This window comes from Geobacillus sp. FSL W8-0026 (genome assembly GCF_037966255.1).
In the GTDB taxonomy this organism is placed as follows: domain Bacteria; phylum Bacillota; class Bacilli; order Bacillales; family Anoxybacillaceae; genus Geobacillus; species Geobacillus icigianus.
In genome coordinates this window covers 2,039,806-2,053,527 of the sequence record NZ_CP150194.1, presented here as the reverse complement: position 1 = coordinate 2,053,527, position 13,722 = coordinate 2,039,806, and the positions used below count along the sequence as shown (strand labels likewise).

General features: G+C 56.8%; 13 protein-coding genes. All 13 read left to right on the top strand.

From position 1 onward, the window contains the following. Positions 1–26 precede the first annotated feature (26 nt). The 13 genes from NST29_RS10335 to NST29_RS10275 all read left to right on the top strand — a co-directional run bounded on the left by NST29_RS10335 (position 27) and on the right by NST29_RS10275 (position 13,436). Positions 27–1,085 carry an alpha/beta fold hydrolase gene (locus tag NST29_RS10335; RefSeq protein ID WP_244319359.1) on the top strand — a complete coding sequence of 353 codons (1,059 nt, stop codon included), beginning with the start codon at positions 27–29 and terminating at the stop codon, positions 1,083–1,085. Further along, a complete protein-coding gene (locus NST29_RS10330) occupies positions 1,057–1,725 on the top strand; it encodes an SOS response-associated peptidase (protein WP_033022851.1) in 669 nt (222 codons plus the stop codon). The genes NST29_RS10335 and NST29_RS10330 overlap by 29 nt, the downstream gene beginning before the upstream one ends. Before the next feature lie 15 nt (positions 1,726–1,740). Next, positions 1,741–2,145, top strand: coding sequence for a DCC1-like thiol-disulfide oxidoreductase family protein (locus NST29_RS10325; protein WP_339232129.1), 405 nt, complete (start codon positions 1,741–1,743; stop codon positions 2,143–2,145). 58 nt (positions 2,146–2,203) lie between these two features. Then, positions 2,204–2,599, top strand: coding sequence for a hypothetical protein (locus NST29_RS10320; protein WP_033844933.1), 396 nt, complete (start codon positions 2,204–2,206; stop codon positions 2,597–2,599). Positions 2,600–3,204: 605 nt separating this feature from the next. Further along, complete coding sequence (locus NST29_RS10315; RefSeq protein WP_051962706.1) at positions 3,205–4,761, top strand: bifunctional ADP-dependent NAD(P)H-hydrate dehydratase/NAD(P)H-hydrate epimerase; 1,557 nt, start codon at positions 3,205–3,207, stop codon at positions 4,759–4,761. 102 nt (positions 4,762–4,863) lie between these two features. Continuing rightward, positions 4,864–5,301 carry a GNAT family N-acetyltransferase gene (locus NST29_RS10310; RefSeq protein WP_033022856.1) on the top strand — a complete coding sequence of 146 codons (438 nt, stop codon included), beginning with the start codon at positions 4,864–4,866 and terminating at the stop codon, positions 5,299–5,301. Between the two features lie 759 nt (positions 5,302–6,060). Further along, positions 6,061–6,810, top strand: a complete 750-nt coding sequence (locus tag NST29_RS10305; protein WP_033843992.1) for an IclR family transcriptional regulator — start codon at positions 6,061–6,063, stop codon at positions 6,808–6,810. Then, entirely contained in the window at positions 6,807–7,499 is a 693-nt protein-coding gene (gene pxpB / locus NST29_RS10300; protein ID WP_172418534.1) for a 5-oxoprolinase subunit PxpB, read from the top strand. Before NST29_RS10305 ends, pxpB begins: the two co-directional genes overlap by 4 nt. Next, on the top strand, positions 7,496–8,467 hold the full coding sequence (locus tag NST29_RS10295; RefSeq protein WP_339232125.1) for a biotin-dependent carboxyltransferase family protein: 972 nt from the start codon (positions 7,496–7,498) through the stop codon (positions 8,465–8,467). The genes pxpB and NST29_RS10295 overlap by 4 nt, the downstream gene beginning before the upstream one ends. Then, positions 8,464–9,246, top strand: a complete 783-nt coding sequence (locus NST29_RS10290) for a 5-oxoprolinase subunit PxpA (protein WP_061912052.1) — start codon at positions 8,464–8,466, stop codon at positions 9,244–9,246. Before NST29_RS10295 ends, NST29_RS10290 begins: the two co-directional genes overlap by 4 nt. 100 nt (positions 9,247–9,346) lie before the next feature. After that, positions 9,347–10,318 (top strand): DUF523 and DUF1722 domain-containing protein, encoded by a 972-nt coding sequence (locus NST29_RS10285; RefSeq protein WP_082799272.1) that lies wholly within the window; start codon positions 9,347–9,349, stop codon positions 10,316–10,318. A 455-nt stretch (positions 10,319–10,773) separates the two neighbouring features. Further along, positions 10,774–12,456, top strand: coding sequence for a long-chain fatty acid--CoA ligase (locus tag NST29_RS10280; protein ID WP_033018152.1), 1,683 nt, complete (start codon positions 10,774–10,776; stop codon positions 12,454–12,456). Further along, positions 12,456–13,436, top strand: coding sequence for a phosphotriesterase-related protein (locus tag NST29_RS10275; protein ID WP_172418536.1), 981 nt, complete (start codon positions 12,456–12,458; stop codon positions 13,434–13,436). Before NST29_RS10280 ends, NST29_RS10275 begins: the two co-directional genes overlap by 1 nt. The last annotated feature ends 286 nt before the right edge of the window (positions 13,437–13,722 follow it).

The window sequence follows — 13,722 nt, the reverse complement described above, 5'->3', positions numbered from 1 at the left end:
GAAAGAAAGGAAGGGGGAAAACCGATATGGAAGTGGTGCGCACCCCGCGCCGAGCGAAACGGCGCATTTGGATTTCGGCGGCCATTGGCGTTGTCATTTTCGGATTGCTCGTTTGCGTCGGTTTATCCGTTTACGTCGGCTGGCAGTTGACGCATAAACCGCGCGCGCCGATTACCGTGACGCCGAAAGACTACGGCATGGCATATGAAAGCGCGACATTTACAAGCAAAGATGGGAAAACGGCGCTCAAAGGCTGGATCATTCCGCCTAACGGGGCGGCGAAGATGACGGTCATTTTTGCCCACGGATACGGCAACAACCGCGTCCAAGAAAATGTACCGTTTTTGCCGATCGCCAAGCGGCTCGCTGCCGAAGGGTATCGCGTCATCTTGTTTGATTTCCGCGCCAGCGGTGAATCGGAAGGCGATATGATTACGATCGGCGTCAAAGAGAAGGATGATTTGCTTGGCGTGATCGATTACGCAAAGAAACACTTCCGTGAACCGATCGCGCTGTACGGAGTTTCGATGGGGGCGGCGACGTCGATCTTGGCGGCGGCAGAAGACAGTGATGTTCGCGGGGTGATTGCGGACAGCCCGTTTAGCGACCTCGAATCGTATTTGCGCGCCAACATGCCGGTATGGACGCACTTGCCGAACGTGCCGTTTACGTACTTGATTTTAGCGATCGTCCCGGCGCTTGCGGATTTGGATTTGGGTGTGTCTTCGCCCATCCATGCGGTCGATCGTGTCGCGCCGAGGCCGATTTTGTTCATCCACAGCAAGGACGACCGTTCGATTCCATACAAAGAAAGTGTGAAGTTGTACAACACCCATCCGGATGCGTTTCAGCTATGGCTGACGGAAAAAGCGGATCATGTGAAAAGTTTTTCTCTCTACGGCGATGAGTATATCGAACGAGTGTTGACATTTTTGCGCTCATTGGAAAAAACATCGTTTTCAGGTGGCCGCCATTCGTATTCGGCCACTTTTTTGATTATAATGGAAAAAATGAAGATGGCGCTCGCGTCAATGAACGAATCAAGGAGTGAATGCCATGTGCGGTCGGTTTACGTTGACAGCTGAGTTGGAAACGCTGCAAGCGTTGTTTCGGTTTCGGTATGAAGGCCCGCTCGCCCCGCGGTTTAACATCGCTCCGAGCCAGGAAGTGCTAACGGTTGTGGCGGAAAAAGGAGAGCGAGTCGGGAAAATGATGCGCTGGGGGCTAGTGCCGTTTTGGGCGAAAGACGTTCGCATCGGCACCAAAATGATCAACGCTAGGGCGGAGACGGTTGATGAGAAGGCGAGCTTCCGCCAGGCGTTCAAGCGGCGGCGCTGTTTGATTTTAGCCGATGGATTTTACGAGTGGAAAAAAGAGGGGAAGACAAAAGTGCCGTACCGGTTTACGCTCGCAACGGGCGCGCCGTTTGCGTTCGCTGGCCTGTGGGAGCGCTGGGAGGGAGCGAGCGGGCCGCTGGAGACGTGCACGATCATGACGACGAGGGCGAACGAGCTGATCGCTCCCATTCACGACCGGATGCCGGTCATCCTGCCTTCTGAGCGGCACGATGACTGGCTCGATCCAAACTTCGATGACAGCGAGTATTTGAAAACGTTCCTGCGGCCGTATCCGAGCGAACAAATGCGAATGTACGAGGTGGCGCCGCTGGTCAATTCGCCAAAAAACGATGTCAGCGCCTGCATTGAGCCGGTTAACAGCCGATAGCGGGGGGAAAGTGGGATGCAACCGATCATTTTGTTTGATGGCGATTGCTTGTTTTGCCATGCGAGTGTCCAGTGGGTGGCCGCTCGCGACCGGAAGGCGGTGTTCCGCTTTGCCTCGCAGCAAAGCGCCGTCGGCCGGGCGTTGTTGGAACGGGAAAACGGGCTAGCCGGGGGCACGGTCGTGCTCATTGAAGACGGCTGCTATTATGTCAAGTCGGATGCCGTGTTGCGCATCGGTCGGCGTTTGGCCTGGCCGTGGAACATGCTAGCGGCGGCTGGGTTTCTCGTTCCGCGGCCGCTTCGCAACTTTGTCTATGACCAAATTGCTGTTCGCCGCCACCGGCTCATTCGCCAGCACGATCGCTGTCCGCTGCCGCCCCCTGAACTGCGCGCCCGTTTTCTAGACGAATTGCCGCGGTGAAGAAGGAAAATCGATCCGTTTGTCGTATTGGAAAGGGAAAGAAACAAGGGGGGAAACGATGACAAGCGGAACAACAAGGTGGCTTGATGAATGCACGGTCGCGGCGTTGGAACGGTTTGCGGATGAGGTGGGGGCGATGGCTGAGCAGAGCGGGGATGAAGCCCGCCGCCGGTTTTATGAAGGAATGGCGGTGGCGGCGAAACTCATCGCGCTGCGCTGGGAAGGAAAATGCGCTTATATTGACAACCATTTGCTTCATAACGTGTATGAAGCGCTCACCGCTTTCCCGCTTGACAAGCTGGAAGAGGCTTTGGCGCTCGAAGCGCAGGAAGCCTGCAACGGCCGTTGTTCGTTTTGCCTGAAAGAGAAGCCGCGGCTTGTCAATGGACCGCTGGCCGCAATTTGTGAAGACTGCCTGCAATTTGGGCTCGAAGTCATGGCGAAGCAACCGTAAGCGAAGTGGCGGTCATCTTCCATGCGATGGCCGCCGTTTTTCTGCGGACCGGATAGCGGGCCATGCCAATACACGACACGGGCGATGACGCCGCTTTGTGGAAGGTGAGCCGAGCCGCGGTTGCGGCCGCTCCGGTGGAGGCTGGTGAAAATGAGAGTTTTGCTCGCACCGACTGGATGGGCAAGGAGAGCAGATTTGACAAGGCTTCCCTCATTGAACGATACAACGAGCCGTTCCGTTCGTTCATTCACCATCTTTCGAAAAGGTTGGTGCAAAACCGCGGCTTCCTTTCATCAATCGGAGGATGAGTGAAAAACAGAACCGATGCAACAAGGGTTCTCTCATTGAGAAATGACATGGTAAAGCCGTATCCACGAGTCAATCAACAGCCTCCTAAACCATACAACCGAGCGGCCCCAGCGCTAATGGACGCGCGAACGTTCATCGATTCAGGCGCTCGTTATTGAGTGCCGCCGATAAAGGGAAACGTTCTCTTCCTGTTTCGCTTACAAAATTCGGATGTAACTTGGTGAATAGAAAGGTCTACACCTTGAACGTTCGTACTTTTAGGAGGAGTTACAATCGGATGGAAAGGGGAATGGACAATGATTCCGATCGTGACGACTGGTGAAATGTACGCCATTGACCAAGAAGTAGAGGAGAAAATTGGCATTCGCAGCGATTCGTTGATGGAAAACGCTGGACAGGCGCTGTTTCGGGCGTTGAAAGAGCGGATCTCGCGCGCCGCTCGGGTCGCGGTGCTCGCCGGGACGGGCAATAACGGCGGCGATGGGTTTGTCATCGCGCGCATGTTGAAAAGTTATGGCTATGAAACCGATGTCTGGCTCATTCCGCCGCGGGAAAAGGTGAAAGGGGCGGCGCTCCTAGCGCTTGAGGTGTACGAGCGGTCCGGCTATTCGTGGCTGCCTTATGAGGGCAATGAACAGGCGTTTGCGGCGCGCCTGCCGCATTATGACGCCATCGTTGACGCGCTTCTTGGCATTGGCGTCAAAGGGAAGGTGCGCTCGCCGTACAAAGAAATCATTGAACAAGTGAATCGCGCACCGGCGACAATATATGCGATCGATGTGCCGAGCGGAGTGCCGGCGGACGGCGGCGACGTCAGCACCGCCGTTTGCGCCGATGTCACGCTCACGATCCAATGCCCGAAGCTTGGGGCGTATACGTTTCCAGCCGCGGATTATTACGGAGAGCTCGCTGTTGTCGATATCGGTATTCCGCCCGCAGCGGTGCAGGCGAAGGCGGCTGCCCGGTTTTTGTGGGAAGAGGGCGATGTCGCGCGGACGATGCCAAAGCGAACGCGGTCCGCACATAAAGGAACGCACGGCAAGCTGCTTATTGTCGGCGGATCCAAGGCGATGAGCGGGGCGGTGACGATGGCGGCGAGAGCAGCGCTTCGCGGCGGGGCTGGTCTTGTGACGATGGCGGTTCCGGAAACGGTGTACGAGGTGGTGGCGAGCCGTGTGCCGGAGGCGATGTGCCGGCTATGGCCGGCGGAAGATGGCGCATTTGCCGGCGCCGCCGATTGGGACGGGCTTGACATCGATGCGATGGCGATCGGTCCGGGAATGGGTCGGACAGACGGCGTGCGCCGCTTAGTAAGCGAACTAGTGCGCCAGCCAGTGCCGCTCGTTCTTGACGCAGACGCTCTGTTTTTTTGGGATGACTACGCCGAACAAGTGCGCGGACGGAGCGCGCCGACGGTCATTACTCCGCATCCCGGGGAGATGGCGCGCATCGTCCATCGTTCCGTTCGCGACGTGGAGCATGACCGCTTTGGCGTATCGAAGCGATTGGCGATCGAATACGGAGTCTATGTCGTCTTAAAAGGGCCGTATACGATTGTTGCGACGCCGGACGGGGCGCAGTATGTGAACGCGACCGGCAACCCGGCGTTGGCAAAGGGCGGCAGCGGCGATGTGCTGACGGGCATCATGGCGGCGTTTTTGCTGCAGCATAAGGAGGTGCAGCCGGCGGTGAGCAATGCGGTGTTCGTGCATGGAAAGGCCGCTGATTGGCTTGTCCAACACGGCCATTCTCCATGGGATGTACTGGCATCGGACGTGATTGATGCGTTGCCGGCTGTGCTGGCTTCGTTGACGTATAACGAGAAGTCAATCCCGAAAAGGTTCCCCCATTAGCGAAGCCAAACGGTAAAGCGCCATGTCCCTTGCATTTCGATTTTTCTCGACAAGTGGAAATGACATCGTCTACAATTCAGTAGCAAAAAGGAGAGGAAAACCATGCCATCGTTTGTTTGGCTTGAAACCGAAGAGGAAGTACGAAGCGCTTTTCCCATCATGCGCGAACTGCGCACGCACTTGGATGAAGAAACGTATGTTTCGCTTGTGCGCGAAGCTCAAGAAAAAGAAGGGTATAAGCTGGTGGCATTGAATGATGATCAAGGCAAAATGGTGGCCGTCATCGGGTTCATGCCGATGATTACGCTTTACAACGGCCGTTTTGTTTGGGTATGCGACTTGGTCACTGCTGCAAGCGAGCGGTCGAAAGGGTACGGAAAGGCGTTGCTGTCGTACGTGCATGAATGGGCGAAGGCGAACGGCTACGGAATTGTTTCGCTGTCATCGGGATTGCAGCGGGTTGATGCTCATCGGTTTTATGAGGAAAAAATGGAATACCAAAAGGTGAGTTATGTGTTTTTGAAACGCCTCTCGGTTTGAAGCCGGCCGGCGCTGATCGATAAGGTCGCCGCCCTTCAAGATGGGCCAAATAGATATAGATCGGCATAAGCGGTAAGCGCCTGCCGATAGCGGTGAAAGAGGATGTCCCGCTCGCTGTGGGACATCCTCTTTTCATTTTGTGCTAGGAGCCCGGTGATTGGCTAACACAACCGCTTCCTTAGGAGGCTGGTGATTGACTTGCGTAACCGCTTCTCCACATCGTTTCTCAAGTAGGAAAACCTTGTTGCATCCGCCCCTGTGTTCGATCGATCAAGGAAACCACGTTTTTTCATCCGCCTTCTAGGAGGCCGGTGATTTAAGGAAACAGGCCGCTTACCAGCCTCGTTTCTCAAATAGAAAAGCCCTGTCGCATCCGGATCGCCTTTCACACGCTCCCCCATGTTCAAGAGAAACAACCGTTTTTGGGGCTGACCCAAAAGGTCGCCTTCTTTCAAGATAGGCACAACATATAGTGCGACAGAAGCAGTCAGTACGTATATATAGAGACGAAAGAGGGCGTCCCGGTCCTTTTGGGACACCCTCATTTCGTGCAAAATACTGCTGAACTCCACCCATTTCTCAATGAGAGAAACCTCGCAGCATCAGCTTTCTTTTCTGAATGAAAATGCCTCCAATTGGTGTGTGACAGCGGTTTTTCACCGGCCTTCTAGAAAATTGTTTTATTTTTCATTATAATAAGAAATAGATAATTCTTATTTTGGAATTCATATTCTGAAATTCGGAACAAGAGGGGCGACGATGAATAAAACGGTCTTAAAAACGAAAGAACTGCTCGATTTGTTTCTTGAGAGTGAACGGTTGACGCTGCCAGAGATGGTCGCGCGGCTTCAAATGCCGAAAACTTCGGTGTATCGCATGGCGCAGTCGCTTGTCGCGCTTGGTTTTCTGCAAAAACAAGGCGATGACTATGAGCTTGGGTTGTCATTGCTAACGTTTGGAACGCTCGTCGCCGAGCGGCTTGATCTTCGCCGGGTGGCATTGCCGGTCATGGAGCGGCTGAAAGAAGAAACGAAAGAAGCGGTCAATCTCGTCATCCGGGATGGTGATGAGGCGCTGTATATCGAAAAAGTCGAGACGTCTGAACCGGTGCGCGTGTACACGAAGGTTGGGCGACGCGCGCCGCTGTACGCCGGGGCGTGCCCGCGCATCTTGCTGGCGTTTATGAATGAGGCCGATCGGGAACGATATGTCGAACAAGTTGAGTTAGTGAAAATGGCGAAATGTACAGTGACGGACAAGCAAGTGTTGCGCCGATTGCTGGAGGAAGGCCGAAACCGCGGCTATACGGTCAGCTATTCCGAGCTAGAAAACTATTCGGCCGCCGTTGCCGTGCCGATTTTCAACCATGAAGGAGCGGCGGTCGCCGGGCTGAGCGTTGCCGGCCCGGAACAGCGGTTTTCGCCGGACGATATAGCGCGCATCGTTCCGCGGTTGAAACAGGCGGCGATGGCCATTTCGCGCGAGCTTGGGTTTCGGGGGCAGGGATGACGATGGAGTATACGTTGGTTCCATTATGTGAATACGCGGTGACGATTCGGTTTGCCGACCGTATTGACGAACGGGTCAACGATGTCGTTCATGAGGTGGCGGCGCGGCTCGAAGGCGCGCGCAAAGAAGGGATTATAGAAATGGTCCCGGCGTTTTCGTCGCTCACCGTTTACTACGATCCGTTCGTCGTCGGCTCTGCTGCCGATGTATGCGCTTGGTTGCGCGAGCATCTCAAGTCATCGGAACCGGTCGTTCGCCCTCCGGCGCGGACGGTCGTCATCCCGGTTTGTTACGGCGGCGAGTTGGGTCCGGATTTGGCGGAGGTCGCCCGCTTTCATGGAATGACGGAGGACGAAGTGGTGGCGCTTCATGCTGGGGGACGTTACCGCGTCTATATGATCGGCTTTTCTCCAGGGTTCGCTTATTTGGGAGGATTATCGCCGCGCTTGGCGACGCCGAGGCGACGAGTGCCGCGCATCATGGTGCCCGCCGGTTCGGTCGGCATCGCCGGGGCGCAGACCGGCGTCTATCCGCTGGCAACGCCAGGGGGCTGGCAGTTGATCGGCCGGACACCGGTCAAACTGTTCGACCCGCACGGCGAAAAGCCAAGCTTGCTTTCAGCCGGTGACATCGTCCAGTTTCGGCCGATTGGCCGCGAGGAATTTGCACGTTGGGAGAGAGAACGATGATTGATGTGCTGGAAGGCGGATTTTTTACGACTGTTCAAGATCGGGGGCGCAGCGGCTACCGGCACGTCGGCGTGCCGCCCGGCGGGGTGATGGACGTCTGGGCGTACCGTCTCGCCAATGCGCTTGTCGGCAACGCCGGCGATGAGGCGGTGCTCGAAGCGACGATGGTCGGTCCCACGCTCCGCTTTCACGTTGAGACGGTCATCGCTGTATGTGGCGGTGATTTCCCGTGCATGCTCAATGGACGGCCGCTTCCGCTTTGGAAACCGGCGATCGTTCGGCCGGGGGACGTCCTAAAGATCGGCGTGTGCCGGGCGGGGTGGCGCGCATATATCGCGGTGTCAGGCGGCATCGCTGTGCCGCCTGTCATGGGCAGCCGCTCGACATACGTCCCCGCACGGCTCGGCGGCTTATCAGGCCGCCCGCTCCAGCCGGGGGATGTGCTGCCAGTTGGCTCCGGTCGGCGGAACGATGCTGTCGGCCGGCTGCGTTGGGGACTGGCTCAAGCGGCCAGCCGCTATATCGCGGGAAAAAGAAAAACGGTGCGCGCCGTCCCCGGCCCGGAGTATGGCGAGTTTACGCCGGAAAGCCGCCGCCAGTTCTTTGCCGCTTGCTACGAGGTGACGGCGCGGTCCGATCGGATTGGCTACCGGCTTGCCGGTCCAGCGTTGGCGCTTGAGCGGGAGCGGGAGATGGTGTCGGAAGCGGTTGTGTTCGGCACGGTGCAAGTTCCGTCCTCCGGTCAGCCGATCGTGTTGATGGCCGACAGCCAGACAACGGGCGGCTATCCGCGCATCGCCCAAGTGGTGGCAGCCGATTTGCCCGTATTGGCGCAGGCGCGCCCTGGTGATCATATTCAATTTGCGCTGATTGCGCGCGAAGAAGCGTTGCGACTTTATAGCGAACAACAGCGGCGGCTCGGCCGATGGATCGCCGCCATTCGCTGCCAATGGAGGAGAGAACAGTGAAAACGATTGATTTGAACTGCGATTTCGGTGAACGTTTTGGCGTGTATCGGCTTGGACAGGAGGAGATTTTGTCGTATGTCACGTCCGTCAACATTGCTTGCGGGTTTCACGCCGGTGATCCGCTCGTCATGAGGGAAACGGTGCAGCTCGCCATCCGGCACGGCGTCGCCATCGGCGCCCATCCGGGATTCCCCGATTTGCTCGGTTTCGGCCGGCGAATGATGGCCGTTTCGCCGGAGGAAGTGTATGCGTACGTCGTCTACCAAATTGGCGCGCTATCAGCGTTCGTCAAGGCGGAAGGCGGCGTGATGACGCACGTCAAGCCGCACGGGGCGCTGTACAATATGGCGGCAACCGATGCCGCCTTAGCCAAAGCGGTCGCCAAGGCCGTGCGGGATGTCGATCCGGGGCTTGTCTTGTACGGCCTGGCAGGCAGCGAGCTCATCCGCGCTGGTCAAGCGCATGGGCTGCGGACGGCAAGCGAGGCGTTCGCCGACCGCACGTATCAGGCCGATGGCGCGCTCACGCCGCGAAACTGCCGCGAAGCCGTCATTGTTGATGAAGAGGAGGCCATCAGGCAAGTGCTCATGATCGTTCGCGAGCGGCGCGTTCGTTCCGTGCAAGGAACAGAAGTGGCGATCGACGCTGACACCATTTGCGTGCACGGCGACAACGAACAGGCGGTCCGGTTTGCCCGACGGTTGCATGCGGCATTGCAAAACGAAGGGATTGCCGTTCGCCCCATATCACCGATAGACAAAGCAGCGGGAGGAACGTAAGCGGCTGAGAGCGGCGGCGCGGCGATTTTCCCTTCCTTCATGACAGTCGATCGCTTTTTCGGGTACAATAAAGGGAGAATGGCGGGAGAAAGGAGGGGTGCTGATGTATTATGCCACTCCTGTTGTGGTGGTGAGCGAGTGTCTAGGTTTTTCCGCTTGTCGCTATAACGGGGATATCATTCATCATTCGTTGGTCGCTCGTTTAGCCGATGTCGCCCGCTTCATTCCGGTATGTCCAGAGGTAGCCATCGGACTCGGTGTTCCGCGGGAGACGGTGCGGTTGGTCAAGCGCGGCGAGGAAAAACGGTTGGTGCAGCCCGCGTCCAATCGCGATTGGACGGAGGAAATGAAGACGTTTGCTCGCGAGTTTCTTGAGATGATCGGTGAAGTGGACGGATTCATTTTCAAAGGCCGCTCACCAACTTGCGGCATAAAAGAAGTGAAAATTTATCACGAAGGAGACCGGGCCATGCCGGTCGAAAAAGGGATGGGAATGTTCGCGGAACAGGCTGTTCGCCACTTTCCCTATGCGGTTATTGAAGAAGAAGGACGTTTGATGAATGCGGCGATTCGCGAACATTTTTTGACCAAATTGTTCTCGCTCGCCTTGTTTCGGGAAGTGAAAGCGGAACGATCAATGCGTGCGCTCGTGCGCTTTCATTCCGAACATAAATACTTGTTTATGGCGTACAGCCAGACCGGCTTAAAGCAGCTTGGTCGTTTGGTGGCCAACCGTGAACGTCTCCCGATTGAGGAGGTGCTAAACGCGTACGAGCAAGGATTGCACGCGCTGTTTGCCCGCGCGCCGCAGCGGCGCTCGCATGTGAACGTTTGTCAACATCTGATGGGATATTTCAAAAAAGAAATGTCGGCAAAAGAAAAGCAATACGTGCTTGAACTCCTCGCCCAGTATCGGGCGCACCAACTTCCGCTCAGCAGCGTGACGAGCGTGTTAAAGTCGTGGGCCATTCGTGAAGAGAACGAGTATTTGTTGCAGCAGCGCTATTTTGCTCCGTATCCGCCGGCGTTGATGGACGTTCGCGACTCGGGCAAAGGAAGAGATGCGGTGTAAGGGGAAAATGAATCGGCCAAAACGCCAAGGGGTGATCCCGCCCTTTGGCGTTAGGCAACAGGCGAGCAGCAAAAGGAAGGCCCGCCGGCGATCCATCTCCCTCTTTCCCCCCGTCGGCCGCGTCACAGTGAATGCCTCATCAACCAAGAGCATCTCGTTTGCTGTCGCCTGCGTCACCTATCCCCTGTCGGCATATAGGTTGGATCCATCAAGAGCATGTCGCTGGCCCGCCCGCGTTTGCGCGGGGGGCTCTGCATGGACGTGTAAGCGCAGAGAAGATCTTGTTATTTTATATTCTGAATATTATTGAAAATAAAAATGAAAGCGTGTACAATAAAAACAGCCGCCCGCATACCAACTGGTCAGAATGGGTTTGGACCTCATCGTTGACCATCGTTGTCTTTGGCCTAAGAGCGGTTCTGGCGGCGATCGCGCCAAAAATAAGGAGGGATGAGATGAATACTCGTCATTATCCGTACTGGCCAAAACGGTTGTCGAAAACGCTGGCTGTGCCCGAGACGACGCTTGTGGACCATCTGGAAACAACGGTGAAACGCTACCCAAACAGACCGGCCCTTTACTATTACGGCGCTGCGTATTCGTACAAACAGCTGCTTGATGACGTCAACGCGCTTGCCGGCTACTTGCAGCAAACGCTGTCCGTCAAACCGGGCGACCGCGTCCTGTTGTACATGCAAAATTCTCCGCAATTTATCATCTCCTACTACGCCATTTTGCGCGCCGAAGCCATTGTCGTGCCGATCAACCCGATGAACACCTCAGAAGAGCTGTCCTTTTACGTCAACGATTGTGACACGAAAGTCGGTCTTGTTGGACAGGAGCTGCTTGATAACGTCGTTCCGCTTTTCGGCCGGACGCCGCTTGAGCACGTTATCGCCGCGGCGTACTCCAATTATGCGTCCGCTGAATCACCGGTCGCCTTGCCGGCGGAAGTGGCGGCGCCGCGTCGAGGTTGGCGCGATGAGCGAATTCGTTTGTGGACAGACTGCCTTGCCGCCCAATTGCCGCCGCTTCCATACCACGGCCATGTCGATGACATCGCCGTTTTGCCGTACACGTCCGGGACGACCGGGGTGCCAAAAGGCTGCATCCACCCGCACCGGACGGTGAACGCGAACATCGTCGGCGCTTACCATTGGGGCGATGTGACGAGCGACTCGGTCGCGCTGGCGACGCTGCCGTTTTTCCACGTTACCGGCATGGTTCACAGCATGCATACGCCGATTTTCGCCGGCGCAGCGATCGTTCTCATGACGCGCTGGGATCGGGATGCGGCCGCTCGGTTGATCGAGCTGTACCGTTGCACGCATTGGGTGAACATCAGCACGATGCTGATCGACTTTTTGGCCAATCCAGCGCTTGACCGGTATGACATTTCCTCGCTTTCCAGCATTTCCGGCGGCGGGGCGGCGCTTCCGGAAGCGGTCGGGGAAAAATTGTTCGAACTTACCGGCGTTCGCTATTTTGAAGGTTACGGGTTGACGGAAACCATTTCGCAGACGCATTTCAATCCGCCGGATCGCCCGAAATTGCAATGCCTTGGCGTGCCGGCTTTCGATGTCGACGCGCGCATCATCGACCCGGCGACCGGCCGAGAGCTCGGCGTTGGCGAGATCGGGGAAATCGTTGTCCATGGCCCGCAAGTGTTCCGCGGTTATTACCGGCGTGAGAAGGAAACGGAAGAGGCGTTCATCGAATTGGATGGCAAGCGGTTTTTCCGCACCGGCGACATCGGGCGGATGGATGAGGAAGGTTACTTTTTCATCGTTGACCGCGTCAAGCGGATGATCAACGCTTCCGGGTATAAAGTGTGGCCGACTGAGGTTGAATCGCTCCTTTACAAACATCCGGCCGTCCAGCAGGCGTGCGTCGTCGGTGTGCCGGATCCGCGCCGCGGCGAAACGGTCAAAGCGTTTATCGTCCTTCACGACGAGTATGTGGGCAACGTGACGGAAGAGGAGATCATCGAGTGGGCGAAAACGCAAATGGCGGCGTACAAATATCCGCGCCTCGTTGAGTTCCGTCGGTCGCTGCCGATGACGTCAAGCGGCAAGCTGCTTTGGCGAAAATTGCAGGAAGAGGAATATGAAAAAGCGGGGAAAGGGGCGAACGCCTGATGGCGAAGACGGTCGAGACGGTTCTTGGTCCGGTGCCGGCGGATCAGCTCGGCAAAACGCTCATCCATGAGCATTTCCTCTTCGGTTATCCGGGGTTTCAAGGCGATGTGACGCGCGGCCCATTCCGCGAAGACGAAGCGCTGCGCGTGGCGATCGAAGCGGCCGAGAAAATGAAACGGCACGGCGTCCAAACGGTCGTGGACCCGACGCCGAACGACTGCGGGCGCAATCCGGCGTTTTTGCGGCGCGTCGCTGAAGAAACCGGACTGAACATCATTTGCGCCACCGGCTATTACTATGAAGGGGAAGGGGCGCCGCCGTATTTCAAGTTCCGTCAGCTGCTCGGTACCGCTGAGGACGATATTTATGATATGTTTATGGCCGAATTGACCGAAGGCATCGCCGGCACGGGGATCAAAGCCGGCGTCATTAAGCTCGCCTCGAGCAAAGGGCGCATCACCGAGTATGAGAAGCTGTTTTTCCGCGCTGCCGCCCGCGCGCAAAAAGAAACGGGCGCGGTCATCATCACTCACACGCAAGAAGGAACGATGGGGCCGGAGCAAGCCGCCTATTTGCTTGAGCACGGCGCCGATCCGAAAAAAATCGTCATCGGCCATATGTGCGGCAACACTGACCCGGACTACCATCGAAAGACGCTTGCTTATGGCGTTTACATCGCTTTTGACCGTTTCGGCATTCAAGGGATGGTCGGCGCACCGACGGACGAGGAGCGGGTGCAGACGTTGCTCGCCCTTCTCCGCGACGGATATGCCGATCGGATCATGCTTTCCCATGATACGGTCAACCTTTGGCTCGGCCGCCCGTTCACGCTGCCGGAGCCGTTTGCGGAAATGATGAAAAATTGGCATGTCGAGCATTTGTTTGTAAACATCCTCCCGGCGTTGAAAAACGAAGGGATTGGCGACAAGGAGCTGGAGCAAATATTTATCCGCAATCCGGCCGCCTTGTTCTCCGCTTGACGCGGGTGAATGGAAAGGCGCCTATCCGGGCCGTCCCGTTCCTTGAGCCGGGGCTGGGGACGGCGCCCCGCTCCTTTTAGGACATCGGCCGTGGCATTTAATGAGACGGATTTCGAATGCTTTTGGGGCCAGCCCCACCCACTCCTAGGGCACAGGCCGTGCAGTTGACGAGAGGGATGCCATCTCCGCGGTCGTTCCGCGCACAAATGGGGAACAGAGCCCGCGCCAAATTCGTTTGTACCACGTTGAGAAGATGAAGACGCCCCCGCTGCCGCTTGGCTTAGCC